This window comes from Flavobacterium sp. LPB0248, assembly GCF_013388355.1.
Lineage (GTDB): Bacteria > Bacteroidota > Bacteroidia > Flavobacteriales > Flavobacteriaceae > Flavobacterium.
In genome coordinates, this window is sequence record NZ_CP058246.1 from 1,222,768 (window position 1) to 1,248,502 (window position 25,735).

Consider the following 25,735-nt stretch of genomic DNA (forward strand, 5'->3'; position numbering starts at 1 on the left):
TAATTAAAATGTCATGGGTAAAATAGGCGGATTTAAAGAATATAACAGAGCCGACGAAAGTAATTTAGCAGTAGCAGAACGTGTTTCTAACTACAACGAATTTACTATTCCGGTACCAAAAGATAAATTAAAAGAACAAGGATCAAGATGTATGGACTGTGGAATTCCTTTTTGCCACAGTGGTTGTCCGTTAGGAAATTTAATTCCTGACTTCAACGACATGGTGCATCAGGAAGAATGGCAGAGTGCATTAGAGATTTTACAATCTACTAATAACTTCCCTGAATTTACAGGACGCTTATGCCCTGCTCCATGTGAGAAGTCATGTGTATTAGGAATCATCAAAGATCCGGTTTCTATCGAAAACATCGAAAAAAGCATTGTAGAAAGAGGTTTTGCTGAAGGATGGATCAAACCTCAGCCACCAAAAAAGAGAACTGGTAAAACAGTTGCCGTTATTGGTTCAGGACCTGCAGGATTGGCTGCTGCTCAGCAATTAAACAGAGCTGGTCATACCGTTACTGTTTTTGAAAGAGACAATGCAATTGGAGGTTTATTACGTTACGGAATTCCGAATTTCAAATTAGAAAAAGGAATTATCGATCGTCGTGTAGCTATTCTTGAAGCAGAAGGAATCACTTTCAAAACTAATGTAAACGTTGGTGTTAATTTCAGTGTTGAAGAATTAAACCAATTCGATTCTATCGTTTTATGCGGAGGAGCAACTGAACGAAGAAGCTTGCCAACTAAAGGAATCGAAAGCAAAGGTGTTGTTCAAGCAATGGATTTCTTAACACAACAGACTAAAGTTTTATATGGAGAATCAATTCCAGATCAAGTTAAAGCAACTGGTAAAGATGTAATCGTTATTGGTGGTGGAGATACTGGTTCTGACTGTATCGGAACTTCAAACAGACACGGAGCTAAATCGGTTACTAACTTTGAGATTTTACCAAAACCTCCAGTTGGAAGAAGCGAGTCAACTCCATGGCCTTTCTGGCCGTTGCAGTTAAAAACATCTTCTTCTCACGAAGAAGGTTGCGACAGAAACTGGTTGATCAATACAAAAGAATTCATTTCTAACGATAAAGGCGAATTAACTGGATTAAAAACAGTTGAAGTACAATGGAAAATGACTCCTGGTCAACGTCCTGAATTGATCGAAAAAGAAGGTTCTGAGAAAATCTGGCCTTGCGATTTAGCTTTATTGGCTCTTGGATTTACAGGTCCGGAAAAAACATTAAGCGAGCAATTAGGAATCGAAACTGATATGAGAAGCAACTATAAAGCGCATAACTATCAGACAAACGTACCTCACATTTTCACTGCTGGTGATATGAGAAGAGGACAATCATTAATCGTGTGGGCTATTTCAGAAGGTCGCGAAGCTGCAAGAGAAGTAGATTTATTCCTTATGGGATCTACAAACTTGCCTACTAAAGGAAAAGGAGATTTACCGAGCTTATAATTTAAGGTTCTGAGATACTAAGGTGCTAAGGTTCTAAGTTTTTTTCCTTGCATTTTATTAATCTTTTCCGATAAACAACATAACTACCAACAAACCCTTGAATTTATATTCAGGGGTTTTGTTTTTGCTATAATTTTTTTTAGCCACGAATTCACGAATTACTCTAATTTACATGATGTTTAAAACTATTCTTTCCTTTAAATTTCTCTAATTTCTATTTTTTAAATTTCTCTTAATTCGTGAAATTCATAGCAAAACAATTTCAACAGCATTTTAGAATTAGTCAAATTCGTGAATTCGTGGCTAAAAAAAAACTTAGTACCTTAGCATCTTAGTCCCGATAGTTATCGGGATAGCACCTCTAAAAAGGTTATAAAATTCCAAAAACAGCAACTTTTTGTTCAAAATAAAACAATTTGTTATAATTTGTTATTTTTCTACAAATTATTTGCTGATAGATAAAAGTGTAATAACTTTGCCCAAAATGATTTAAAAATGCAAGCAAAAGATTTACTGCAGTTAGCAGACCAATTTGGAAGTCCATTGTATGTTTACGATGCTGAAAAAATCCAATCTCAGTACAACAGATTAACTAAAGCTTTCTCTAAGGTAGAAAACTTAAGAGTTAATTACGCCATGAAGGCATTGTCAAACGTTGCGATTCTACAGTTATTAAAGAACATGGGGTCTGGTTTAGACACTGTATCGATTCAGGAAGTTTTATTAGGACTTCATGCTGGCTATGAACCCGAAAGAATTTTCTTTACACCAAACGGCGTTTCTCTAGAAGAAATCGAAGAAGTTGCCGCAATGGGTGTACAAATCAATATCGACAATTTATCTATTCTGGAGCAATTCGGAACAAAACATCCACATATTCCGGTATGTATTCGTATCAATCCACACGTAATGGCGGGCGGAAACGCTAACATTTCTGTTGGACATATCGATAGTAAATTCGGAATTTCTGTGCACCAGATTCCGCATATTTTGCGAATTGTTGAAAACACAAAAATGAGCATCGTTGGAATTCACATGCACACAGGATCTGATATTTTAGATATCGAAGTGTTCTTGTATGCTGCTGAAATTCTGTTTGATACCGCTAAACATTTCAAAGATTTACAATTCTTAGATTTCGGAAGCGGATTCAAAGTTCCTTACAAAAAAGACGATATCGAAACAGACATCGAAGAATTAGGTAAAAAATTATCAAAAAGATTCAATGCTTTCTGTTCTGAATATGGCAGAGATTTAACTTTGATTTTCGAACCAGGAAAATTCTTAGTGAGCGAAGCAGGTCATTTCTTAGTAAAAGTAAACGTAGTAAAACAAACAACTTCAACAGTTTTCGCTGGAATCGATAGTGGTTTCAACCACTTAATTCGTCCAATGTTTTACGGATCTTCACACCATATTGAAAACATCTCTAATCCAAAAGGAAAAGAGCGTTTTTACTCAGTTGTAGGATACATTTGCGAAACGGATACTTTCGCCAACAACCGCAGAATCGCAGAAATCACCGAAGGTGACATTTTAGAATTCAGAAATGCTGGAGCATATTGTTTCTCAATGTCTTCGAACTACAACTCAAGATACAAACCAGCCGAAGTTCTTTGGATGAACGGTCAAGGAATCTTGATTCGCCAAGCTGAAACATTTGAAGATTTGCTTAAAAATCAAATTCCGTTGCCACAAGAAATTGCCGCAACGGTTTAACAATAGAAAAAAAGAGAATATCACTTTAATCCCGTTTCTTAATTGAGGCGGGATTTTTTTGCTTTTTTGTTTCACGCAGATTCTACAAATTTGAGCAGATTTTTTCTATTGATACTAATTATCAGACTGAGGGAAGTCGAAGTCTACACAAAGTAACCACACAGTTTTGTCATTTCGACGAAGGAGAAATCTTCGCAAGTAACTCCACAAAGTATATCAAAAACAAAACATAAAAAAAGAAAGAAAAACCTTAAATTAAATTTTATCTTTAGCCGAAAAAAAATGCATCAACAAGAAGGCTATCACACATACTACATATACATTCTTACAAACAAATATAAAACCGTTTTCTACACAGGAGTAACAAATAATTTAAAAATTCGCTTAAGTCAGCACAAAGAACACAATACAACGGGAAACAAAACCTTTACTGCAAAATACAATGCTACTTATTTGTTATACTACGAAAAATTCACTTGAATTCAAGAAGCAATTGCTCGTGAAAAAGAAATAAAAGACTGGCGAAGAGAAAAAAAAAATCGAATTAATAAAAATCATTAATCCTGATTTGGATTTTCTAAATTATTTATTTGAATAATGTTTCCAATCTTTGCGGAGCTACTTGTGAAGATTTCTCCTTACGTCGAAATGACAAATATTATGGTTACTTTTTTGAGTAATTTGATTTTCTTTGCCGAGTTACTTGCGAAGATTTGCTTCGCCTGTTCGCTATCGCTCGAGTCTCCTTACGTCGAAATGACAAATATTGCGGTTACTTTTTGAGCAATTTGGTTTTCTTTGCGGAGCTACTTGTGAAGATTTGCTTCGCCTGTTCGCTATCGCTCGAGTCTCCTTACGTCGAAATGACAAGATTGTGGATAATCGTAACTTAAAAACTAAAACTTTAAATAACAATTCACCTCAGAAAAATCATATATTTACTCTTCAATAAAATCAAAAAAATTAAATACCTTTGAAATTATGAGCACGACATCAAAACCAAAACATATCGGCAGAAACATTAGCCGAATCAGAGAGCTTAATGAAGCAAGAAGCCCTTGCAATTGCAATTGGTTTAAGCCAGCAAACTGTTTCTAACATTGAAGCAAGTGAAGCTGTAGATGAAGAAAGACTTATCGAAATTGCAAAAGCTTTAGGCGTAACTAAAGAAGCAATTGAAAATTTTTCTGAAGAATCTGTTTTTAATTTTTTTAATAACTTTCACGATCATAGCTCTATTAGTGGTGCACAAGGAATTAATAATAATTGCAATTTCAATCCACTTGACAAAGTTGTAGAACTTTACGAACGTTTGGTTCAGGCTGAAAAAGACAAAGTGGAATATTTAGAAAAATTACTAAAAGGGAAATAATTCCTTAGAAATATAAATTTTACAAAAGCACAGAGATTTACTTTGTGCTTTTTTTAAGCCCAGAAACAAAATGTCATATATTCTTCTTGCCCTTTTTATTGTCTTATTAAATTGCTCTATTTTTTATTTTCTAAAATCTGAAAATGGGTTAAAAAAAATACTTTTGTATGTATTAGTCTATTTTGTAATTGCAATAGTTTTTACCAAAATTTATACTTTACTAAACATCGAAGGAATGCCAAACGGTTTTGCCTTTTTTATCCTTTTAATGTTTAGCTGGTCAATCGTACTAATGCATTTTTTAAAAACCTTAAATAACAGAAGAGTAAATATTGCAAAACAATTACAGGTAGAAAACAATAAACTTATTAATTCTTCTGCTTATCTCACACTTATTACGGTCTCTATAACTGCCTTTCAATTGTATTTAATTTTATCAAAAACGATTAATGTTTTTAGAAGTTAATTAGAATTTTAAAATTAAACTTGGCAAATAAAAAAAAACATTCAAAGTTTTAAAAATAAAACAGCTTTTTAACTCCAATAAACCACAAGTTCAATGAAAAAAATTTTAGCAGTAGGACTACTTTTTTTTGCAATATCAAATATTATAGCACAAAGTAAATTTACTTTAGAAGAATCATTCTCAAATTACGATATTAAGTACGAAAAAAAAAGTAAAGATTGTGAATATAAAATCTACGTAGACAGTATTGGCACAACAAAATACACTCTCTTTTTAATTAAACTACCTAGCGGAAATAATTTTAAAAACACTCATTCGGTATTGGTTTATAATGAAGTTGAAAGGAAGTCAACTTACTTTTTTCCAAAAGAAGAAAATAAAACTTCAAATTTAGATACGATATCTATGGTGGTCAAAAGTTTAATTTCTCAAAATTTTAAGCCCAAAAAAGATATTACGTTATCGGATAAAAACCTGAATAGCCAAATAATAAGTCAAGCTAATAGTAAAATTGCAGATTTAGTAAATAAAAATTATAAAAAATTCGCATTTTCATTGCATCCGTTTACACTAAAAGGGCAAAACTATAATGAGGCAGGTCAGAAATTACAGGATGATTTTCTGCAAAGCAAAATAAACCTTACCTATTTGAAAGGAAAGTCTATTGTTACATCTCAAATAATCAATCATAATCAGCAACTAGAATGTCTGATGAAATGGGAACTTGATGTAAAAGCTGATAATCAGAATCAAAAATTGGTCTGGAATATTTTAGCAACTTCTATTGACGATGGCAAAAATTGGTTTTTTACAGAGTTTGGAAATAAAGAAGGTCTAGAAATTTTGGCAAATGATAAATTTATAAAACTGAATAAAATAATAATTTCTAAAATTACTCTCAATAGTTTTAAATAATCCCCAAAAGCAATGAAACCTACAATCCTACTATCAACACTATTCCTACTATTTACAACAAATTTATTCAGCCAAACCCTATCCGATTTAAAACTTAAACCAAAAGAAATTCCAAAAGGCGGTTATATGGTAAGCGATGGCAATATTTGCATAACGCCACAAGCTTGTAGTTTTTACAACGATATTGAAACCTACAGTAACATTGTTGGAACTATAAAAAGTAAAGCCATTCAGAGTTTTAAAAGCAAAGCAGATCGCGGTTCTATTATGTATTTTGAGTTTGATCATATTTTTAAAGGCGATCGTTTTCTGCAAGGTTTACTTTGGGGAAAAGCAGGCGAGCCAACAGACGAACATCCGGAAGAATATGTTGTAAAAGGAAAATTTCTTATCATTTGGAGTTTGAAGGCAGATAGTCCGCTAAAAGAAAAATCGGAAACTAAAATAGAAACGCTTTTACCATAAAATCCTAATCAGAGCTTCATTTTAAATGCTTAATTTTGCTCGATAAAAAATAATACAAAATGAAACCACAAGTACGAATCCTAATTTATTCTATTCTTTTCTTTTTATACCTTACTTCTACGCATTTTTTTCTTGAATTAAATGAGAAATTTAAAGGTGATGGTTTTGTAACTTTAGGAGTTGGCTTTGGTATTCTAAATCTTATTTATGCTTTTACAGCCCTAAAATGGAAACCTTTGCTTAATGTACTTTGCGCTGTCGGAATTGCAGCTTTGGCTATGTTTTTGGCCTTACAGTTTACCAATTTGCATCTGCTTGTCAATTACGATCCGTATCAGGTTAAAACGGCCATTTTTGCTAATGCTGTTTTCTCAATTATCTTTTGGGAAATTGTGTATCAGGTGAAGATTAGGAAATCCAAATAATTTTTTGAAATTTTACTAAAAAAGAAAAAGCAAAAATGAAATTAAAAGCTAGAATCTTGATCTATTTGATAATGCTTATAGTGTATTTTTTTGCTGCTTCCTTTTTGTTTGAACTTTCCGATAGACTAAATAGTAATTTTTTTATTACTGTAAGTTTTGGATATACATTCTTAAATATTATTTATGCTTGTTTTGTTTTGAAATGGAGCTTATTATTAAATATTATTTGTTCATTCCTAATTGCATTTTTAAGTGTATTTTTGGCTATAAAAGCAGGAGAAATGCTTTTGTTTAGAACATTCACTGAGAATGTCCAAACCGCCATTTTTGCCAATGCCATTTTTTCTATTATTTTCTGGGAAATTGTATATCAGATGAAGATTAGGAAAAAATGAAAAATATAATTCTAGCTCATGTTCTAGTTTGCATTTTTATATTTACAATGCTAGCGGTGACTAATCCTTTTTTGGTTTTTTTATTCTTCTTTATAACCTTGATAATATATATCTACTCAGGATTTATTACTATAATAAAGGACAATAAAAAAATAAAATACTGTATTCTTGGCTTAATTGGTATAATCTTTTTTATTGCTTCTCTTATTATTAGTCCAAATCAGCTTCCAAATAAGAACATAGAATCAAGTTATGTCTGGACTGGTATGCAATTATATATATTTCCTTTTGAATGGCCCCTTTTTACAATATTCCCTAACTTTTTAAAATACCCTTCTTTTATAGAAAGAACTGGATTCTATTTAATCGAAATTATTATAATTGGAATATTGCCACTCTTAGGAGCACTTTTAAGAGAAAGACTTCAATCTTCAAAAATTCGATAGCAGTTTTAATATTAAAACAATTCGCTCTTTTTGAATCTCTAAATTAAAAATGAACTGAAAGACTGCTTAACTACAATAAAAAGCAATCTATTTTCGTACGTAATTTTTTATATTAGCATTTTAAAATTTATCTAAGCCTAATATGAAAATTAGAACTCTACTCCTTTTGTCTGTACTTACTATTTCTTGTAAAAAAGAAGCAAAAACAGAAACTTCTAAAATTGCTCCAAAAGATTCTTTGAAAGCAACTGAAAAGAAAGAACTAGAAACACAAGAAGCAGATACGATTGTGTTATCTACAAAACATAAAACCAATAAAATCTTATGTGATCTTGACGGAGATAATTTAGATGAAACTGTAGAAATTTTCAGAAGTACCAAAAATGATAAAAGCGGTCTAAAAATAACTTTCGGAAACGGAAAAAGAACTGATTATTTAGGCTTTGGAAATGATATTTTAGGACAAGGTTTTGACGAAATTGATTGGGCAGGAATATTTGAAAAAGCGCCCAAAAATGAGGTTTATTTTGAAAATGTAAATGAAGACGGAGAAATCATTGGCGAAGAACAAGTTGCAGAAGAAGACAAAATAAAATTGCCAAACGACGGAATCTTCATTCACGCCGAAGAAAGTTGCGGAGGCGGCGTTATTTATCTTAAAAATGGAAAATACGAATGGATTCAGCAGGAATAAATTAATCGTAATTTAACTTCTAAACTATTTTGAATATGAAAACTACAACCGAAATTGCAAATCGTTTTAGAGAAGTCATTTTAAACGGAACTTGGATTGCAAACACCAATTTTAAAGATCAGCTAGAAAATCTGGATTGGAAAATTGCAGTTAGTTCGATTCAGGATTTAAATACGGTTGCAGCTCTCGCTCAACATGTTCATTATTATATAAGAGGAATTAATCAGGTTTTTAAGGGTGGAACATTAGATATTAAAGATCAATTTAGCTTTGACTTTCCTCCTATTCTTTCGCAAGAACAATGGAATAGTTTTCTAAATCAATTTTGGAATGACGCCGAAGAGTTTGCTTCTTTCATCGAAAAAATGTCCGACGAAAACCTCAATGAAGTTTTTGTAGATAACAAATACGGAACTTACAAAAGAAATATCGAAGCCATGATTGAACATAGCTATTATCATTTAGGGCAGATTGTTTTAATTAAAAAACAAATAACAAACTAAAAATCAAACAGTAGTATAATAATGAAAAGCTATATTTTAATACTAATAAGCCTTTTTTGTCTAACAAGCTGCAAAGATTCTAATAAAATAGAAAGAGAAGGCGAACCAACAATTTACAGCGTAGAAAGTGAAGATCCAGAAATGAATGCTGCAATTTTGGAAGCAAATAAAACTCTAGATGAATTCAATAAAGGATTGTCTAATTTTAATGCCGATAGCCATTCTTTAAAAGTTAAATTTTCTAATTCAAAAGGCATAGAACATATGTGGATTGGAGAAATTAAGTATATCGATGGAAATTATTCTGGAATTTTAAACAGTGATCCCGAATACATTACAGAATATAAAGCAGGCGACAAAATCGATATTGAAACTTCTAAAATTAGTGACTGGATGTATCTTATAAAAGGCAAACTATATGGAGGTTATACCATTCGTGTTTTAAGAGACCGAATGAGTGAAGAAGAACGAAAAGTATTTGACGAAGAAAGCGGTATGCTGATAGATTAATTTTTCTTTAAATAAAAAAACTACTCAACTATTAAATTGTATAAATGCGTTTCATCAAAAAAATTACAATCCTATTATTAGCTATCGTTCTTTTTTCAAGTTGCAAATCAGATAAAAAAGAGGAAATTAAAACTTCTGCGTCAACTGAGAAATCAACAGAAGAACCTTTTGTTTTAACTGTTGAAAAAATTGATTCAACTCAATTTCCTAAATCAATACAATATGAAGGTCATATTAAAAATGCTGTTCGCTGGAAAGACAAATCAGGAGATAATATCGTAATTACTACTGAAACAGGTTACCACATCAATAAAAAGTTCGTACACGAAACAGATGGCTCTGATGCCGAATTATTTGCCTACCATTATATCATTTCAGAAAATCAAGCTAAGCAAACTTGGCGAGTTTACGATTTCATTTCAGATTGTCCTGTCGATCTTGTTGCTTCGTTTATTAAAGACACATTTCAAGTTACAGATTTGAACAACAACGGAATTGCTGAAGTCTGGCTTATGTATAAAACCGTTTGCCACGGAGATGTAAGTCCGTCTGAGATGAAAATTATTATGTACGAAGGAAACACAAAATATGCAATGCGCGGCGAGAATAAAGTTCAAATAGGAGTTGCAGATAATGGTGAAAAGCAATTTCAAGGCGGCGAATTCAAGTTTGATGAAAACTTTAAAAAAGGTCAAAAAGTTTTTAAGGAGTTTGCTCAGAAATTATGGAATGATAACTTGATCGAAACATGGGAAGATTAGATGTGTCTGCGATAGCAGATGCAAAAGATATACCATACAGCGGGACAGATGTTTATTTTGAAAACTGCATTTCTGCTCCTTAAATAAATTAGAAAAAGGCATAGTTGTTGAAAGTTAAATAAAATATATTTGCAACTTCAAAAAACACACTATGCAAAAAATTACTTTTTTCGTTTCTATATTGTTTTTAGCCCTTTCTTCTTGTGGGGTAAAAACAACACAATCAATGCTTAGCGATGGAAATTACGACGGTGCAATTGATCGCGCGGTTGAGGCACTTCGTACCAAAAAAGATTCTAAAGGAAAACAAGATTATGTTTATCTGCTTGAAGAAGCTTTTGCAAAAGCCAAAGATCGCGATTTGCGTAATTTGGAAATGCTGAATAAAGAAAATAATCCTGCAAATGCTGAACGCATTTATAATACTTATGTACAGCTGAATAATCGTCAAGAAAAAATTAGACCAATTTTGCCTTTGCCTTTATTGAAGCTGGGAAGAAATGCTAATTTTCCGTTTGATAATTATTCGAATGAGATTGTAAACAGTAAAAATGCGCTTTCTAAGTATTTATATGAAAACGCTTCTACGCTTTTAAAATCAAACAACAAATTGGATTTCAGAAAAGCATACGACGATTTTGCTTATTTGGAAAGCATTAACCCTGGCTACAAAAACACCAAAAAACTGATGGACGATGCTCAGTTTAAAGGAACTGATTTTGTAGATGTTTATGCCAAAAACGAAACCGAAATGGTGATTCCGAAAATGCTTCAGGAAGATTTATTAGATTTTAAAACCTACGGTTTGAATGATAAATGGACGGTTTACCACAGCGCAAGACAAAAAAATGTAACATACGATTATAGTCTAATTTTGAGTTTCAGACAAATTGCGATTTCGCCAGAACAAATTAAAGAGAAAGAATTTGTTAAGGAAAGACAAGTTAAAGATGGTGTAAAAACGCTTTTGGACAGCCGCGGAAGACCTGTAAAGGATAGTTTAGGCAAAGAAATTAAAGTGGATAATTATAAAACACTTCGCGCAACAGTTTATGAATTCAGACAGTTTAAGTCTTGTCTGGTAACGGCAAAAGTTGATTATATCGATTTAAAAAGCAATCAGCTGGTGCAAACTTTCCCAATAAGCAGTGAATATGTTTTTGAGAATGTTTATTCCACTTACAAAGGAAATAGAAATGCCTGTGACGATAATTATCTTGGGTATTTTGACAAACGTGCTGTTGCGTTTCCAAACAATGAACAAATGGTCTATGATACAGGTGAAGATCTGAAAGCTAAGCTGAAAGATATCATTGTAAAAAATAAATTTAGACGGTAATTATATAACATGATTATAAAAAGAAAGGCGCATTTTTGATGTGCCTTTTTTTTTGCTTTAAACTTTTTCATTAAAAAAAATGTCTTTTTAAATTGCACAACCAAAAAGTTGCGTATATTTGCAACTGATTAGTTGCTAATAAATATTCAAAAAAATGAAAAGAGATATTTTTCAAGCTATTGCCGATCCGACGAGAAGAGCAATATTAGTTTTGATTTCTTCAACTGCATTAACTCCAAATGCTATTGCAGAGCAGTTTCAAACTACAAGACAAGCGGTTTCTAAACACATTAAAATATTGAATGAATGTGATTTATTGGAAGAAAAAAAATTGGGCAGAGAAATTTATTATCAGCTCAAAATTGATAAAATGAAAGAAGTTGATCAATGGCTAGAGCAATTTAAAGCAATTTGGGAACAGCGTTTTAGCCAATTGGATCAGGTATTACTTAACTTAAAATCTAAAGAAAATGAAAACTGACTTATTAATGAATTTTTCTGTAGACAAGGAAAATAAAACGGTGAATGTAAAACGCGAATTTGATGCACCATTGTCAAACGTTTGGTCTGCTTGGACAGAAGCCGAAATTCTAGATTTGTGGTGGGCACCAGCTCCGTTTAAATCTAAAACCAAAAACATGGAGTTTAAAGAAGGCGGAAAAAGATTGTATGCCATGGTTGGGCCTGATGGTAAAGAAAGCTGGAGTTATTTTGTGTATTCTTCGATTTCTCCTAAAACAAACTTTAAACACTCTGCTACTTTTTCTGATGCAGAAGGAAATCCGAATTCTGAATTTGGAAGTTCATATTGGGACATCACTTTTTCTGAACAAGGCAATTCGACAATTGTTGATATTTTAATTAGACGTGACAGTTTTGAAGAACTGCAAAAAATAATTGAAATGGGCTTTAGAGAAGGATTTACTTCTGCAATGCAAGGCTTGGACAAAATCTTAGCCAAAAAATAAAATCTGTTGATCTTAATTAACTAGTAACGAATTTAAAATCTAAAGAAAATGAAATCAAATCTTTTAATGAATTTTACTGTAGATAAAGAAAATAAAACTGTAAATGTAAAACGCGAATTTAACGCCTCTTTATCTCAAGTTTGGTCTGCTTGGACAGAAGCTCAAATTTTGGATTTATGGTGGGCACCAGCTCCGTGGAAATCTGAAACGAAAAGCATGGAATTTAAAGAAGGCGGAAGAAGATTATACGCCATGGTTGGACCAGAAGGTGAAAAACATTGGGCAATTGCTGATTACACTTCGATAAACCCGAAGACAAATGTAAAATGGCTAGATGCTTTTAGCGACAGCGAAGGAAATTTAAACAAAGAGTTTCCGCGTTCTGATTGGGATGTGACTTTCTCTGAAAAAGACAATGCTACTTTTGTTGATATTGTAATTAAACATGAAAAACTTTCCGACTTGGAAATGATTATCCAAATGGGTTTCAAAGAAGGCTTTACTATTGCTATGGAAGGTTTAGATGCTATTTTTGCAGAAAAAAAATAAATTTAAAATACTTAATACCATTTGTTAAATCCTGCATTTTTGCAGGATTTTTTTTGTATTTTCGATTCGAAAATTAATTTTATGATCTAAAAAACTAAAAAAATGATGAAATTCTTTACTTTCTTGTTTTTGTTCATTTCAGCTGCAGTTTTTTCTCAAAACAGATACGAACTTTCTGATGAAGGGCAAGACAAACTATACCTTTCAGATTCTATTACAAATCTTGCCAAAGCTGGAAAAATTACAGATCATCCGATTGTCGTAGTTGACGGAATTCCGCATCGCTTTGAAGATTTAGAAAAAGAAAGACTTGTGCTTTCTAAAATTGAAATAAAAAAAATTATTGCTCTTGAAAAACAAGCTGGAATCAGAATCTATGGTAATTACGGCGAAGCTGGCGTTTTAATTGTAACTACAAATAGAAGCAGTTATTACAAGCCTGAACAAGAAGTAAAACAAGAATCTTTACCACAAAATTTCAAAAATTAATGAAATTCCCCTCCAGCCCAGAAGATCTCAGAAATGAAATTTTTGAATCTGTAGATAAAACTAAAAAAAATGGAGATCTGAGAATTAGACAGTTAATTCAAATATTGAAAAACGTAAATAACGAAATAATTATCGAAGGAGTTTTGAAAGTTTTTGGAAATGAGAATCGTAGCGACACCATTTACAACGACCAAAAATATGCAGGACTAATTCTTCAAGAAATTAATCCCAAAACAGATAAAAATGTCAGTTCGATTCTAGATTTCACTTTAAAAAACTGGAATAAAAGTGTTTTTGAACTTCCTTTTTGGATGCAGAAAAATTATGGAAATCAAATTTTAAAAAAAGGATTTACAGAATATAAAACCAAAAATTTATCTGATATTGAAATTGATAATTTAAAAACAATGCAATGGTGTTTAAAAATAGAATCTTAAAGATTTTTTACAATTAAATAGTTTTGAAATCTCTTAATTAAAACTAATTTTATAAAAACATTTTACATCATTTTATAATGAACAATTTTTTTGCTCTCGCATTTTTGCTTTTTTCTTCCACATTGCTATTCAGCCAAAAAAAACAAACCAAAACTAACGAAATTTCAAAACCATTCGTTTTAGGCGTTATTGATGAAATTCAGTCAAAAGAATTAAACGAAAAAAGAATTTTAAACATTTATCTTCCTGAAGGCTATAATCCTGCCGAAGCGACAAAATATCCTGTCATTTATCTATTAGACGGTTCTGCAGATGAAGATTTTATTCATATTTCGGGATTGGTTCAGTTTAATAGTTTTGAATGGATCAATCAGGTTCCAAAATCAATTGTCGTCGGAATTGCAACTGTTGACAGAAGACGCGATTTTACTTTTCCTACTACTGTTGAAAATGATAAAACTCGCTTTCCTACAACTGGACATTCTGATCAATTTATTGCTTTTATCGAAAAAGAATTACAGCCTTTTATTGAGAAAAAATACAAGACAAATGATTCTAAAACCATCATTGGCCAATCTCTTGGCGGATTATTAGGAACTGAAATCTTACTCAAAAAGCCAACTCTTTTTAATAAGTATGTGATTGTAAGTCCGAGCTTATGGTGGAACAATGGCTCATTGCTAGATTTGGATTCTGAAATGCTGAAAGAAAATTTTACACAACCAACTGAAATTTATATTGCGGTTGGCAAAGAAGGATTAGCTCCAACAGCAATTCCGCATGTTATGGAAGTTGATGCTAATTTACTGGCAGAAAAACTAAAAGGATCTAAAAGCAAAAATGTAAAAACGTACTTCGATTATTTCCCAGAAGAAAATCACGGATCAATTTTACATACAGCCGTTTCTAATTCGTTTAAATTCTTTTATCCGAAAAGTAAAGAATAGACCTTGTTATATTGTAAAATGTGAAATGTGAGATGTGAGATGTAAGATATTAAAGCCTTCATTTCACATTTCACATTTCACATTTCACATTTCACATTTCACATTTCACATTTCACATTTCACATTTCACATTTCACATTTCACATTTCACATTTCACAATAAACAATCTACCCCAGCCAGCCTTCTCTATCCAAACTTCTATATTGAATCGCTTCGGCAATATGCGAAGAAACGATATTTTCTGAATGATCTAAATCAGCTATAGTTCTAGAGACTTTTAAAATTCTATCATAAGCACGTGCAGAAAGATTTAATCTTTCCATCGCTGTTTTTAGCAATTCTTTTGAAGGTTCGTCTAAAACGCAAAACTCCCGAATTAGTTTACTGCTCATTTGCGCATTATAATGGACATTTTCTACGGTTTCAAATCGTTTGGTCTGAATTTCTCGTGCTGCCGTTACTCGTTTGCGAATTTCTACACTGCTTTCTGCTTTTCGTTCGTCTGATAATTTCTCAAACGGAACTGGAGTAACTTCTATATGAATATCAATTCTATCCAATAAAGGTCCAGAAATTTTACTCATATAACGCTGCATTTCGTGTGGCGAAGAAGTATTTGGCATACTTGGATCATTAAAAAATCCGCTCGGACTTGGGTTCATACTCGCCACTAGCATAAAAGACGACGGATAGGTTATGGTAAATTTGGCTCTCGAAATTGTCACTTCACGATCTTCTAAAGGCTGACGCATGACTTCTAAAACATCTCTTTTGAATTCTGGCAATTCATCCAAAAATAAAACACCATTGTGCGCCATCGAGATTTCACCAGGCTGAGGATAGCTTCCGCCACCAACCAAAGCAACATTAGAAATAGTATGATGCGGACTTCTAAAAGGCCTCTGATTCATCAATCCGACTTCCTTTAATTTCCCTGCAACGCTATGAATTTTAGTAGTTTCCAAAGCTTCGCGCAAGGTCATTGGTGGTAAAATACTCGGAACACGTTTGGCCAGCATCGTTTTTCCTGCTCCTGGCGGGCCAATCAAAATTATGTTATGTCCGCCCGCCGCTGCAATTTCCATACAGCGTTTAATGCTTTCTTGTCCGCGGACATCTGAAAAATCATGTTCAGGGAAATCAAGTGTTTTGTAAAATTCCGCTCGTGTATCAATTACAGTTGGCTCGAGCGTTCCTTTACCAGCAAAAAAATCAACAATTTCTTTTAGATTTTCAACACCATAAACATCTAAACCTGCTACAATAGCCGCTTCTTTCACGTTTTGAATCGGGAGAAAAAATCCTTTATAACCTTCTTCCTTTGCTTTGATTGCAATAGGCAATGCACCGCGAATGGGTTGCAAACTTCCGTCTAGAGAAAGTTCGCCCATAATAATATAGCGTTCAATTTCTGGCGCTTTAATCTGATCTGAACCAACTAAAATCCCCATTGCCAATGTCAAATCGTATGAAGAACCTTCTTTTCGAAGATCGGCAGGCGCCATATTGACTGTAATTTTCTTTCCCGGAAAACTAAATCCGTTATTCTTTAAAGCAGCCGCAATTCTAAAACTACTTTCTTTTATAGCATTATCTGGAAGTCCAACTAAATGATAACCAATTCCTTTATCCATATGAACCTCAACTGTAATCGTTGTGGCTTCAACCCCAAATACGGCACTTCCGTAAACTTTTACTAACATAATTATCTTTCATTAATAGTTTTTAAAACTAATGAAAAAATAATTAATTGTAAATATTTTATTACAAAATAATTTAATTCTAAAAAGGCAGCGTAATTTGATTTTTAATCACCTCTACTATCTCACTCAAATCCAAACAATTCTGATGCGACCAAAGTTTACTTTCGATTTCATTGTTCAGAATACAATTTTGACATTCGATAATTTCATGTGAATATCCTTTTCCTAAAGTTGGCAAAGTAAAAGTAGCTTCTTTTTCTTCATTTATAAATAAAGAATAACCATCAGCAACATACCACGGAGCATTTAATTCTATTCGTCCTTTTGTCCCCGAAATAATGGCTTTCATATCAGACTCAGAAACTATAGACGCGTGCAAAACAGATTGTGCCGTTTCGTATTGCAAAATCATAGAAGTCTGGAGATCAATATCATTTTTATGTTTGATTGCTTTTGCCGCAATTTCATTTGGTTTTCCTAATAGTAGATAAGACAGAAATAAAGGATAAACACCAATATCAAATAGTGCTCCTCCTCCCAGTTCTTTGTCAAATAGTCTTTTATTTTCTGTTTCACTTCCGTGAAAGGCAAAATCGGCTTTTATATAATTTATGTCTCCTATTATTCCGTTATTAATTTTTTGTAGAACATCTAGAACAGACGGAATAAATCTAGTCCAGAATGCTTCCATAAAAAATCTGTTATGCTTTTTAGAAGCTTCTATTATTCTCTGAGCATCTTTATAAGACAAAGACATTGGTTTTTCGCAAAGAACATGTTTGCCATTTTCTAATGCTTTTATAGATAGTTCAACGTGCGAGTTATGAGGAGTTGCAATGTAAACAATTTCAACTTCCGAATCTTCAAAAAGCAAATCATAAGAATTATACATTCTTAAAGCATTAAATTTTTCACCAAACTGCTCTGCCTTAGTAAGATCTCTTGAAGCAACTGCCGTCAGTTCAGCATTTTCAATCAATAACAAATCAGATGCAAACTGACTTGCAATATTTCCGAGCCCTACTATTCCCCATTTAATGCTTCTATTTCCCATTCTTATATTATAATCATCAAAATTGTTAAAAAGATTAAAAAATATCCTTTACAACCTGTAAGAGACATTTTTTAAACAACAAATATCTATTATCCTACAAAAAATAGCAATCAATTACCCCAAAAATTATCAAAAATGGTGGTAAGTGAAAAAAAAATGTTGCCAAATTGTAAATTTTAAGTTTGTTTTAAGAAATTCACGCAAAATCATAGGGGTTAAATTTTAAATTTAACAAAAATTAAACATGTAACCCTATTTTTTTAGGGGGTATTAAATCATTTTATACTTTTATAAAAAATTTTAAAACTAAATAACTATGCGAAAAATTATTTTAAGTGTGATTCTTATCACGATTTTGGTACTAAGCTTTATTTCAAACTTTATCATTGCAGACAACCCAATTCCTGCAGAAGCAGTAAAGTTTGATACAGGAGATACTGCCTGGATGATCGTTGCAACAGCTTTTGTATTGTTAATGACACCTGGATTAGGATTTTTCTACGGAGGTATGGTAGGTAAGAAAAACGTAATTAGTACTATGCTTCAAAGTTTTATGGCAATGGTAATTGTTACTATTCTATGGACAGTTGTTGCTTTTGGATTGGCTTTTGGACCAACAATTGGAGGAATTATCGGAAATCCATCTGAGAATTTGTTCTTTGCAGGAGTTGGAACCAATACCGCATGGAGCCTTGCACCAACAATTCCATTTATATTATTCGCATTATTTCAGGCAAAATTCGCCATCATTACTCCTGCATTAATTACAGGTGCTTTTGCAGAACGTATTCGTTTCTGGGCTTATTTGTTATTCATGGTTTTATTCATATTATTAATATACGCTCCACTTGCGCACATGACATGGCATCCTGATGGATATTTCTTCAAAATGGGAGTTCTTGACTTCGCTGGAGGAACTGTAGTTCACATGAGCGCTGGATGGGCTGCTTTGGCTGGAGCTATCTTCTTAGGAAAAAGAAAAGTTCAAAAAGTAAATCCTGCTAGAATTACTTATGTATTATTAGGAACTGGTTTACTTTGGTTTGGATGGTTTGGTTTCAACGCTGGATCTGCTTTAGGAGCAAATGGTCTTGCTGCTCAAGCTTTAGGAACAACTACTGTTGCTGCTGCAGCTGCTGCAATGGCTTGGGTTTTCCTTGATAAAATCTTAGGACATAAATTATCTGCTCTTGGAGCTTGTATCGGAGCTGTTGTAGGTCTTGTTGCTATTACTCCTGCTGCTGGTTTCGTAAGTATTCCTCACGCAATCTTCATTGGTTTATTCTCTGCAATTGTAAGTAACATTGTAGTGAGCAAATTCCCTAAAGGAAAAATCGACGATGCTCTTGACGTATTTGCTTGTCATGGTGTTGGCGGTATGGTAGGTATGCTTTTAACTGGTGTTTTTGCATCAAAAGCAATCAACCCAGCTGTTGGAGATAATCAAGGTTTAATCTTCGGAACTCCAACTTTATTCATCAACCAATTGACTGCTTTAGTTGCAGTTTCAATCTTTGCCTTTATAGGTTCTTATGTATTATTCTTTATCGTAAATAAAATTACTCCTCTAAGAGTTACAGAAGAAAAAGAAGAACTTGGACTAGACATCTCTCAACACGGAGAATTCTTGTAATAAATTAATTTTCACTTTCGCTTGATAAATAAAAAAGCACTCTAAATTTGACTTAGAGTGCTTTTTGCTTTGAATTAAATCCCTTTTATATTTTAGATTTTAGAATGTAGATTTAAGATTTCTGAATCATCCTCTCGCTTCTATTATCTTGCTTCTATTATCTTTTCTCTTAATTACTTAAAATTCGAAATTCCTTCTTTCAGCCAATTAAGATATTCATCGGCACTTACATAACTTATTGTAGGCTTAGAAGTATTCATATTATTTCCTTCCAAATCAGTAATCACATACAAAGGCTGAGTATTGGTTTTATATTTAGAAATCATAAAATCTGTCCATTTATCGCCAACTGTAATGATTTTGTCTCCTGATGCTGTTGTAAATTGTTTCTCTTTTGGCAATTCACGTTTATCATCAACGTAAAGAGAAATTAAAACTACATCATTTTTAAGAATCGGCAGAATTGCTGGCTCTGACCAAACATTATTTTCCATTTTTCTACAGTTTACGCAAGCATAACCTGTAAAATCGAGCATAATTGGCTTATTGATTTCTTTTGCGTAAGCTAAACCATCTTCGTAATCGTGGAAAACCATAATTCCGTGCGGCCCTAATTCTGCTCCCGCTGGAAGTCCTTTAATAGATTCTGAAGAAACTGCTCCGTTTCTTGATCCTCCCACTCCAAACGGACTTTCACTATACTGCGGCGGCGGCGGGAATGCACTAATTAATTTTAAAGGCGCTCCCCAAAGTCCAGGAATTAAATACATCGTAAATACTAATGTCAATAATCCTAAATACAATCTTCCAACAGAAATATGATTCGTCGGACTATCGTGAGGCAAAGTAATTTTTCCGAACAAATACAACGTCATTGCTCCGAAAATAGCAATCCAGATTGCGATAAATACTTCTCTTTCTAAGAAATGCAATTGTAAAACCAAATCGGCATTTGATAAGAATTTGAATGCTAAAGCCAATTCTAAAAACCCTAAAACCACTTTTACAGTATTTAGCCATCCTCCAGATTTTGGCAAAGAGTTTAACCATCCTGGGAACATTGCAAATAACATAAACGGAAGCGCTAATGCTAAAGAGAATCCTAACATTCCAACAATTGGAGCAATTCCTCCGTTTGAAGCTGCGTCAACTAATAGCGTCCCAACAATTGGTCCTGTACACGAAAATGAAACAATAGCTAATGCCAAAGCCATAAACAATATACCTATGATACCACCTTTATCGGCTTGTTGATCTGCTTTGTTTGCCCACGAATTTGGAAGCATAATTTCAAATGCTCCTAAAAACGACGTTGCAAAAATGACCAAAATAATGAAGAAAACTAAATTAAACCAAACATCTGTAGATAACGCATTTAAAGCATCGGCCCCAAAAATCTTAGTTACAAGCAAACCTAATACTACATAAATAGCGATAATTGAAAGTCCATAAAAAATCGCATTTCTAATTCCTTTTGCTCTAGTTTTACTTTGTTTAGTAAAAAAGCTCACCGTCATTGGAATCATTGGAAAAACACAAGGTGTAAATAAAGCGGCAAAACCACCTAAAAATGCAAGAAAAAAGATTGACCATAAACTTCTTGTCGGCGCTGATACAGGAATTTCTTCTTTTGCAGTTTCAGCCGTTTTCTCTACTTTTGGCTGTACGGCTTCTTCTTTTTTAACAGTATCAACCGCCAAACCAACAACTTTTGTTTCGTCTAATTTTGCCTCTGCTACAACTGGAACTTCATCCATTTTAAAAGTTGAAGGTACTGCAATTGAGAATTTTTTATTTGAATTGATACAAACTTCTTTACAAACTTGAAAATCAAACTCTACATCAACCGTTTTTAAATTTGGGTTTATGATTTTTATCTCTTGTTCGATATGTGCTTTGCCTTCAAAGAAAGTTTCGTCTACACCAAAAACATCGTTAAAAGCTGTTCTTGTTTTGCCTTCTTTTGCTTTTCCAACTAACTCGTAATTTCCTTTTTGGTTTTTAAACGAAATTTCCAAAGCAAGTGGTCCGCCATCTGGCGTAAACTGAGAATACATGTGCCAGTCTTTTTCGATCGTTCCATCAAAAATCAAAATAACTTTATCTCCTTTTTTCTCCATTTTAGAAGTCCATTTTACTGGTTCTAAAATTTGAGCGTTACTTGCTAATGCAAAAAAGAAAAAGAGTAAAAAAACATTGATTTTATTCCAGATACTTTTCGAAGTTATCGACTGATGGGCTTGAGTAAAGTTCATTATTGTAATTCTATTTTAAGTATTTTATTTGTGGCTTTTTCTATTTTAAAACGTTCATCCTGTCTCATTCCGACTACCCAGACTATTTGATTATCAGAACATAAAATCCATGTTTTTTCCTTTTCGATCAATGACAGCTTTTCATCTTTAAAAAGTTTACTAACTTTTTTTGACTTTCCACGCATTCCAAAAGGCTGAAAAACATCTCCTTCTTTCCATTTACGTAATATCAAAGGGTAGTGGATTTTATCGGAATCGACAAATATAACTTTATTTGAGCCGAATGTTGTGTGACCTACGTTACAAAGACTCATTTTTAAGGGAAAATTAACTTCTGTCTCATTTGCATCAATCTCATATTCTTCTTTTTCTAAGATTTCAACAAGCGGACTCAAAATCAATATTTCTCTATTTTTCAGTAATCTAAATTCTTCTGAAAACACCTGTTTCCCAGATTGGCTTTCAACCAAATCATAAATATCATTCCATGCCGAAAAACCAAATTCTTTCAGCCATTGGTATAAATACGATTTATAATTAGGAAGTTTTTTTAGCTGTTTTAAATCAAAATGAATATCATCACCAACTTCTTTTGCTACCTGTTGATAAATCATGATTGATGCATCTTCAACCATTTCTTTTGATTCTTGAAGAAAAGATTGTGTTTTCTGAAAAGCATCCAAAAAATTCGGATTGATTTCTTTTAAAACAGGAACCAAATTATGACGGATTTTATTTCTCAGATATTTAGTTGAAGCATTACTACTGTCTTCTCTCCATTCAATATTGTTTTCCTGAGCATATTTCAAAATTTCTTCTCTCGAAAAAGGAAGCAACGGACGAATAATTTTATCGTTTTGTTCCGGAATTCCAGTTAAACCTTCTAAACCAGTTCCGCGAGTTAAGTTGATGATAAAAGTTTCTAGATTATCATCGGCGTGATGTGCAGTTAGAATATAATCGAAGTTTTCTTCTTCTAATAATTCATAAAACCAACTATAACGAAGTTCCCGTGCAGCAACTTGCGTAGAGAGTTTGTAATCTTTAGCGAAAGCTTCTGTATCAAAATGAGTCGTAAAAATCGGGATATTATTCTGATCGCAATACTTTTTAATAAATTCCTGATCTCCAAAACTTTCTAATCCGCGAAGCTGGAAATTGCAATGCAAAACCGCAATTTCATAAGGCAATTGATTCATTAAATGCAGCAAAACCATACTATCTAGTCCACCGCTTACAGCCAGAAAAAGTTTTTTTTCGGCTAAAAAGGCAAATCTTGAAACGATATGATTTTGAAATTTTGAAAACATCTGATAAAAGTAAAAAATTAAATTCGATCTATTTTTAAACGAAATGTTAAGCGTTGTTTTTTTCTGCCACGAATTCACGAATTCTTTTTTTTGCCTCTCCCGATAGCTATCGGGATAAAAAGATTCTCACAGATTTTTTAATCATTTTAATCTGTGGCTATATTTTTTTTTATCGAATTGAAGAAAAAATTCGTGAATTCGTGGCAAACAAAAATTACTGCAAAACTTCGTGCATTGCCTTTGCTTTCAGCAAACATTCTTCGTATTCTTTTTCTGGAATTGAAAGTGATGTTATAGCGCTTCCAACCGAAAAAGAAATATATTTATTTTCCTGATTGTATAAAATACTTCTGATTACAACATTAAAATCAAAATCGCCATCTGGAGTAAAATAACCAACCGCACCGCTATATAATCCTCTTTTGGTTTCTTCTATTTTTTCGACAATTTCCATAACTGAAATCTTTGGAGCTCCTGTCATGCTTCCCATTGGAAATGTTGTTTTCAAAACATCTACTGCAGAATATTGCGGATCTAATTTTGAAGTTATAGTAGAAATCATCTGATGCACTTGTAAAAACGAATAAATCCCACAAAGTTCTTCAACCTCAACCGAACCTTTTTGAGACGTATGCGACAAATCATTTCGAACTAAATCGGTTATCATAATATTTTCAGCTCGTTCTTTAGCATCAGAAGCCAAAATATTCTTTGATTTTTCATCCTCAATCGGATCTGCAAAACGCTTAGAAGTTCCTTTGATTGGTTGTGAAATAATCTTATCTCCTTCTTTTTTCAAATATCGCTCTGGTGAAGCAGAAAGCAAATATTGTCTGTAATTTTTAAAGAAAACTGAAAAAGGCGCTTGTGAAATTTCATTCAATTTCTGGAACTTTTCTAACGGATTTATAACAGCATCTTCGGCATAAAATTCCATACAGAAATTTGCTTCGTACATATCCCCAATATGAATATGATGAAGCATTTTATTTACTTTTTCAACGTACAATTCTTTCGAAATACGTTGCTTCACTTCGACTCCGCTCAGTGTGACAAATGTTTCAGTTTGACTTTCGACTATCTCATTAAAATCCTCTTCAACCTCATCATCACAAAGCATTAAATATTGAATTTCGAGTTCATTTCCCTTTAGAATAAAAACTTTTTTAGGCTGAAAGAAAAACAAGTCAGGAAAGTCCAAACCATCAAAATTATTTGACTGAAGATTTTCAATATCATTCTTTAAATCATAAGAAAGATATCCAAAAAGCCAGTCTTTTGTGTTTTGCTGATATTGTTTTAAATCTTCAAAAGCATTGTAATAATCTGTTTTTAAAGACGTAAAAGCATCTACTGCGAATATGCAGTCGAAACTAGAATACTGCTGCGGATAAGAATTACTGTCTAAAAAAACGACTTCGCGAAATTGCTGCGCCCAACTTAAAAGCTGTTCTTTAAACAGTTTCGGATTGGCAATATTTTTACGGATGGAAACTCTCAAAAATGGTAATTTTAAAGGTCAAAATTACGACAAAATTATTTCATTAGCAGAAAACAAAAAAATAATCCAACGTTTTGAATTGCATTACAAAACTGTTAAAAACAGATACTTTTTATAAGAAAAAATTCGTTATATTTGATATACATTTAGATTAATCCTAAAACAGCATTAATTTGATTGTAAAATCCTTAAAAAAGAACCTCAAAAAAAATAATTTGAGATTCTCGTTTGAGCTTTAGATTGCATCTTTTCCAATAACTTAATTATATTTTTTAACCCTTAAAAAATCCTAAGTATTATGAAAATTGCCACAATTATTGTCCGCGTTTTAATCGGTCTTTTGCTGCTTTTCGCCTCTATCAGTTATTTTTTCCACCTTATGCCTGAACCAGAAACTACAGGAGACTTTAAAGCTTTTAATGTTGGTTTAATGGCTTCTACGTATTTAATGCCTCTAGCAAAATCTATCGAATTGCTTTGTGGAATTGCATTTGTAACTGGGCGTTATGTAACTTTAGCAAACATCTTGATCTTACCGATTACGGTAAATATTTTGTTTATCAATTATTTCCTTACGCCAGATGGCTTGCCTATTGCGGCTCTTCTTTTTCTAGGAAATTTATTCTTGATCTACAGATACTGGGATAATTACAAAAGTGTTTTTACTGCCTAAACATCTTTTGACTCAAAATAAAAAGTCCGTCAGATATAACACTGACGGACTTTTTATTTTTAATTTGTCTTATCATGTTTTACCCAAACTAGATCGGTTACTTTATACCCAATTTCCTGAGCTTTGATAAGAAAGTCTGCTTTTATACTTTCTGGAATTGTTTTTTCTCTAGAAAGTATCCACATGTATTTTAAATTTTCTCCAGCTACAAGTGCGTATTTGTAATCAGGATCGATTGCTACGACATTGTAACCAGAATAAAAAGGACCAAAAAATGAGACTTTCAGCATACCAATATTGTCCTTTTTGACAAATCTAGCTTTCCCGACACTTTGTTCCCATTTGTCTTTTTTGACATTATAGCCCTTATTATCGACTTTTATAGTTTTATCTTCGTTCAAAGAATACTCGGCAGTTACATTGTTCAAATCTCTTTCCCATTTGTAATCTAATCTGGCAATTTCATACCATTTTCCGAGATATTTTGCGCTGTCAAAGTTTGTTACAGCTTTTGCTTTATTTGGAATTCCTCCTCCGCATGAGTACAACGCGATTCCGATTCCTGCTCCAATCAAAACTGGAACTACATATTTAGTTTTCATAACACTATCTTTTTAATTATCATAAAGATAGCACCTGAACTACACATCTAATTTACAAAATTATTTTTGATTATTATATTATATAACGCTTAAAAATATTGCATAAAAAAACCGCCAGACTGCTCTGACGGTTTT

25 protein-coding genes and 3 pseudogenes are annotated in these 25,735 nt (G+C 32.6%); 22 read left to right on the forward strand and 6 right to left on the reverse strand.

The window, feature by feature from the left end; all coding sequences use genetic code 11:
- Positions 1 to 13: 13 nt before the first annotated feature.
- From LPB248_RS05110 to LPB248_RS05205, 20 genes and pseudogenes are all read left to right on the forward strand, one after another.
- Complete coding sequence (locus LPB248_RS05110; RefSeq protein WP_177210494.1) at positions 14 to 1,468, forward strand: glutamate synthase subunit beta; 1,455 nt, start codon at positions 14 to 16, stop codon at positions 1,466 to 1,468.
- A gap of 492 nt (positions 1,469 to 1,960) precedes the next feature.
- A pseudogene (lysA, locus tag LPB248_RS05115) lies at positions 1,961 to 3,187 on the forward strand (diaminopimelate decarboxylase); the annotation flags it as partial.
- 282 nt (positions 3,188 to 3,469) lie between these two features.
- A pseudogene (locus LPB248_RS05120) lies at positions 3,470 to 3,785 on the forward strand (GIY-YIG nuclease family protein).
- 383 nt (positions 3,786 to 4,168) lie between these two features.
- A pseudogene (locus tag LPB248_RS05125) lies at positions 4,169 to 4,559 on the forward strand (helix-turn-helix domain-containing protein).
- A gap of 163 nt (positions 4,560 to 4,722) precedes the next feature.
- Positions 4,723 to 5,025: a hypothetical protein gene (locus tag LPB248_RS05130; protein WP_177210496.1), complete on the forward strand. Its 303-nt coding sequence runs from the start codon at positions 4,723 to 4,725 to the stop codon at positions 5,023 to 5,025.
- 93 nt (positions 5,026 to 5,118) lie between these two features.
- A complete protein-coding gene (locus LPB248_RS05135; protein WP_177210497.1) occupies positions 5,119 to 5,940 on the forward strand; it encodes a hypothetical protein in 822 nt (273 codons plus the stop codon).
- Between the two features lie 12 nt (positions 5,941 to 5,952).
- A complete protein-coding gene (locus tag LPB248_RS05140) occupies positions 5,953 to 6,405 on the forward strand; it encodes a hypothetical protein (RefSeq protein WP_177210498.1) in 453 nt (150 codons plus the stop codon).
- 59 nt (positions 6,406 to 6,464) lie between these two features.
- Positions 6,465 to 6,830 (forward strand): hypothetical protein, encoded by a 366-nt coding sequence (locus tag LPB248_RS05145; RefSeq protein WP_177210499.1) that lies wholly within the window; start codon positions 6,465 to 6,467, stop codon positions 6,828 to 6,830.
- A gap of 35 nt (positions 6,831 to 6,865) precedes the next feature.
- Positions 6,866 to 7,225, forward strand: coding sequence for a hypothetical protein (locus LPB248_RS05150; RefSeq protein ID WP_177210500.1), 360 nt, complete (start codon positions 6,866 to 6,868; stop codon positions 7,223 to 7,225).
- Between the two features lie 588 nt (positions 7,226 to 7,813).
- Positions 7,814 to 8,365, forward strand: coding sequence for a hypothetical protein (locus LPB248_RS05155; RefSeq protein WP_177210501.1), 552 nt, complete (start codon positions 7,814 to 7,816; stop codon positions 8,363 to 8,365).
- A 35-nt stretch (positions 8,366 to 8,400) separates the two neighbouring features.
- The gene (locus LPB248_RS05160; RefSeq protein WP_177210502.1) at positions 8,401 to 8,868 is read left to right on the forward strand and encodes a DUF1572 family protein; all 468 of its coding nucleotides are present in this window, start codon (positions 8,401 to 8,403) and stop codon (positions 8,866 to 8,868) included.
- 21 nt (positions 8,869 to 8,889) lie between these two features.
- Complete coding sequence (locus LPB248_RS05165; protein ID WP_177210503.1) at positions 8,890 to 9,378, forward strand: YegJ family protein; 489 nt, start codon at positions 8,890 to 8,892, stop codon at positions 9,376 to 9,378.
- A 53-nt stretch (positions 9,379 to 9,431) separates the two neighbouring features.
- Positions 9,432 to 10,139 carry a M949_RS01915 family surface polysaccharide biosynthesis protein gene (locus tag LPB248_RS05170; RefSeq protein ID WP_177212507.1) on the forward strand — a complete coding sequence of 236 codons (708 nt, stop codon included), beginning with the start codon at positions 9,432 to 9,434 and terminating at the stop codon, positions 10,137 to 10,139.
- A gap of 151 nt (positions 10,140 to 10,290) precedes the next feature.
- Positions 10,291 to 11,478 carry a hypothetical protein gene (locus tag LPB248_RS05175; protein WP_177210504.1) on the forward strand — a complete coding sequence of 396 codons (1,188 nt, stop codon included), beginning with the start codon at positions 10,291 to 10,293 and terminating at the stop codon, positions 11,476 to 11,478.
- Positions 11,479 to 11,632: 154 nt separating this feature from the next.
- Positions 11,633 to 11,959 carry an ArsR/SmtB family transcription factor gene (locus LPB248_RS05180; protein ID WP_177210505.1) on the forward strand — a complete coding sequence of 109 codons (327 nt, stop codon included), beginning with the start codon at positions 11,633 to 11,635 and terminating at the stop codon, positions 11,957 to 11,959.
- A complete protein-coding gene (locus LPB248_RS05185; protein ID WP_177210506.1) occupies positions 11,949 to 12,446 on the forward strand; it encodes an SRPBCC family protein in 498 nt (165 codons plus the stop codon). The genes LPB248_RS05180 and LPB248_RS05185 overlap by 11 nt, the downstream gene beginning before the upstream one ends.
- 48 nt (positions 12,447 to 12,494) lie before the next feature.
- Positions 12,495 to 12,995 (forward strand): SRPBCC domain-containing protein, encoded by a 501-nt coding sequence (locus LPB248_RS05190; protein WP_177210507.1) that lies wholly within the window; start codon positions 12,495 to 12,497, stop codon positions 12,993 to 12,995.
- A 102-nt stretch (positions 12,996 to 13,097) separates the two neighbouring features.
- A complete protein-coding gene (locus LPB248_RS05195; RefSeq protein ID WP_177210508.1) occupies positions 13,098 to 13,484 on the forward strand; it encodes a hypothetical protein in 387 nt (128 codons plus the stop codon).
- Positions 13,484 to 13,921 carry a hypothetical protein gene (locus LPB248_RS05200; protein WP_177210509.1) on the forward strand — a complete coding sequence of 146 codons (438 nt, stop codon included), beginning with the start codon at positions 13,484 to 13,486 and terminating at the stop codon, positions 13,919 to 13,921. The genes LPB248_RS05195 and LPB248_RS05200 overlap by 1 nt, the downstream gene beginning before the upstream one ends.
- Before the next feature lie 77 nt (positions 13,922 to 13,998).
- Entirely contained in the window at positions 13,999 to 14,868 is an 870-nt protein-coding gene (locus LPB248_RS05205) for an alpha/beta hydrolase (protein WP_177210510.1), read from the forward strand.
- 168 nt (positions 14,869 to 15,036) lie between these two features.
- Here LPB248_RS05205 and LPB248_RS05210 read toward each other — a convergent pair whose 3' ends face one another.
- Complete coding sequence (locus LPB248_RS05210) at positions 15,037 to 16,572, reverse strand: YifB family Mg chelatase-like AAA ATPase (RefSeq protein WP_177210511.1); 1,536 nt, start codon at positions 16,570 to 16,572, stop codon at positions 15,037 to 15,039.
- 79 nt (positions 16,573 to 16,651) lie between these two features.
- Positions 16,652 to 17,626 carry a Gfo/Idh/MocA family protein gene (locus LPB248_RS05215; protein ID WP_177210512.1) on the reverse strand — a complete coding sequence of 325 codons (975 nt, stop codon included), beginning with the start codon at positions 17,624 to 17,626 and terminating at the stop codon, positions 16,652 to 16,654.
- A gap of 316 nt (positions 17,627 to 17,942) precedes the next feature.
- Here LPB248_RS05215 and LPB248_RS05220 point away from each other — a divergent pair, with 316 nt between their 5' ends.
- Positions 17,943 to 19,259, forward strand: a complete 1,317-nt coding sequence (locus LPB248_RS05220; RefSeq protein WP_177210513.1) for an ammonium transporter — start codon at positions 17,943 to 17,945, stop codon at positions 19,257 to 19,259.
- Between the two features lie 173 nt (positions 19,260 to 19,432).
- On the opposite strand, the gene LPB248_RS05225 is transcribed toward LPB248_RS05220, so the two are convergent.
- The 3 genes from LPB248_RS05225 to LPB248_RS05235 all read right to left on the reverse strand — a co-directional run bounded on the left by LPB248_RS05225 (position 19,433) and on the right by LPB248_RS05235 (position 24,325).
- On the reverse strand, positions 19,433 to 21,514 hold the full coding sequence (locus LPB248_RS05225; RefSeq protein WP_177210514.1) for a protein-disulfide reductase DsbD family protein: 2,082 nt from the start codon (positions 21,512 to 21,514) through the stop codon (positions 19,433 to 19,435).
- Positions 21,514 to 22,824, reverse strand: a complete 1,311-nt coding sequence (gene tilS, locus LPB248_RS05230) for a tRNA lysidine(34) synthetase TilS (protein ID WP_177210515.1) — start codon at positions 22,822 to 22,824, stop codon at positions 21,514 to 21,516. The genes LPB248_RS05225 and tilS overlap by 1 nt, the downstream gene beginning before the upstream one ends.
- Positions 22,825 to 23,038: 214 nt before the next feature.
- Positions 23,039 to 24,325 (reverse strand): anthranilate synthase component I family protein, encoded by a 1,287-nt coding sequence (locus tag LPB248_RS05235; protein WP_177210516.1) that lies wholly within the window; start codon positions 24,323 to 24,325, stop codon positions 23,039 to 23,041.
- A gap of 298 nt (positions 24,326 to 24,623) precedes the next feature.
- Here LPB248_RS05235 and LPB248_RS05240 point away from each other — a divergent pair, with 298 nt between their 5' ends.
- On the forward strand, positions 24,624 to 24,998 hold the full coding sequence (locus LPB248_RS05240; protein WP_177210517.1) for a DoxX family membrane protein: 375 nt from the start codon (positions 24,624 to 24,626) through the stop codon (positions 24,996 to 24,998).
- 59 nt (positions 24,999 to 25,057) lie between these two features.
- On the opposite strand, the gene LPB248_RS05245 is transcribed toward LPB248_RS05240, so the two are convergent.
- Entirely contained in the window at positions 25,058 to 25,600 is a 543-nt protein-coding gene (locus LPB248_RS05245) for a lipocalin family protein (RefSeq protein ID WP_177210518.1), read from the reverse strand.
- Positions 25,601 to 25,735: the final 135 nt, after the last annotated feature.

Bases quoted from the DNA above. Each gene is read 5' to 3' on its own strand.
- LPB248_RS05110 (WP_177210494.1), top strand. From the start codon at position 14: ATGGGTAAAATAGGCGGATTTAAAGAATATAACAGAGCCGACGAAAGT.
- LPB248_RS05135 (WP_177210497.1), top strand. From the start codon at position 5,119: ATGAAAAAAATTTTAGCAGTAGGACTACTTTTTTTTGCAATATCAAAT.
- LPB248_RS05140 (WP_177210498.1), top strand. From the start codon at position 5,953: ATGAAACCTACAATCCTACTATCAACACTATTCCTACTATTTACAACA.
- LPB248_RS05145 (WP_177210499.1), top strand. From the start codon at position 6,465: ATGAAACCACAAGTACGAATCCTAATTTATTCTATTCTTTTCTTTTTA.
- LPB248_RS05150 (WP_177210500.1), top strand. From the start codon at position 6,866: ATGAAATTAAAAGCTAGAATCTTGATCTATTTGATAATGCTTATAGTG.
- LPB248_RS05155 (WP_177210501.1), top strand. From the start codon at position 7,814: ATGAAAATTAGAACTCTACTCCTTTTGTCTGTACTTACTATTTCTTGT.
- LPB248_RS05160 (WP_177210502.1), top strand. From the start codon at position 8,401: ATGAAAACTACAACCGAAATTGCAAATCGTTTTAGAGAAGTCATTTTA.
- LPB248_RS05165 (WP_177210503.1), top strand. From the start codon at position 8,890: ATGAAAAGCTATATTTTAATACTAATAAGCCTTTTTTGTCTAACAAGC.
- LPB248_RS05175 (WP_177210504.1), top strand. From the start codon at position 10,291: ATGCAAAAAATTACTTTTTTCGTTTCTATATTGTTTTTAGCCCTTTCT.
- LPB248_RS05180 (WP_177210505.1), top strand. From the start codon at position 11,633: ATGAAAAGAGATATTTTTCAAGCTATTGCCGATCCGACGAGAAGAGCA.
- LPB248_RS05185 (WP_177210506.1), top strand. From the start codon at position 11,949: ATGAAAACTGACTTATTAATGAATTTTTCTGTAGACAAGGAAAATAAA.
- LPB248_RS05190 (WP_177210507.1), top strand. From the start codon at position 12,495: ATGAAATCAAATCTTTTAATGAATTTTACTGTAGATAAAGAAAATAAA.
- LPB248_RS05195 (WP_177210508.1), top strand. From the start codon at position 13,098: ATGATGAAATTCTTTACTTTCTTGTTTTTGTTCATTTCAGCTGCAGTT.
- LPB248_RS05200 (WP_177210509.1), top strand. From the start codon at position 13,484: ATGAAATTCCCCTCCAGCCCAGAAGATCTCAGAAATGAAATTTTTGAA.
- LPB248_RS05205 (WP_177210510.1), top strand. From the start codon at position 13,999: ATGAACAATTTTTTTGCTCTCGCATTTTTGCTTTTTTCTTCCACATTG.
- LPB248_RS05210 (WP_177210511.1), bottom strand. From the start codon at position 16,572: ATGTTAGTAAAAGTTTACGGAAGTGCCGTATTTGGGGTTGAAGCCACA.
- LPB248_RS05215 (WP_177210512.1), bottom strand. From the start codon at position 17,626: ATGGGAAATAGAAGCATTAAATGGGGAATAGTAGGGCTCGGAAATATT.
- LPB248_RS05220 (WP_177210513.1), top strand. From the start codon at position 17,943: ATGCGAAAAATTATTTTAAGTGTGATTCTTATCACGATTTTGGTACTA.
- LPB248_RS05225 (WP_177210514.1), bottom strand. From the start codon at position 21,514: ATGAACTTTACTCAAGCCCATCAGTCGATAACTTCGAAAAGTATCTGG.
- tilS (WP_177210515.1), bottom strand. From the start codon at position 22,824: ATGTTTTCAAAATTTCAAAATCATATCGTTTCAAGATTTGCCTTTTTA.
- LPB248_RS05240 (WP_177210517.1), top strand. From the start codon at position 24,624: ATGAAAATTGCCACAATTATTGTCCGCGTTTTAATCGGTCTTTTGCTG.
- LPB248_RS05245 (WP_177210518.1), bottom strand. From the start codon at position 25,600: ATGAAAACTAAATATGTAGTTCCAGTTTTGATTGGAGCAGGAATCGGA.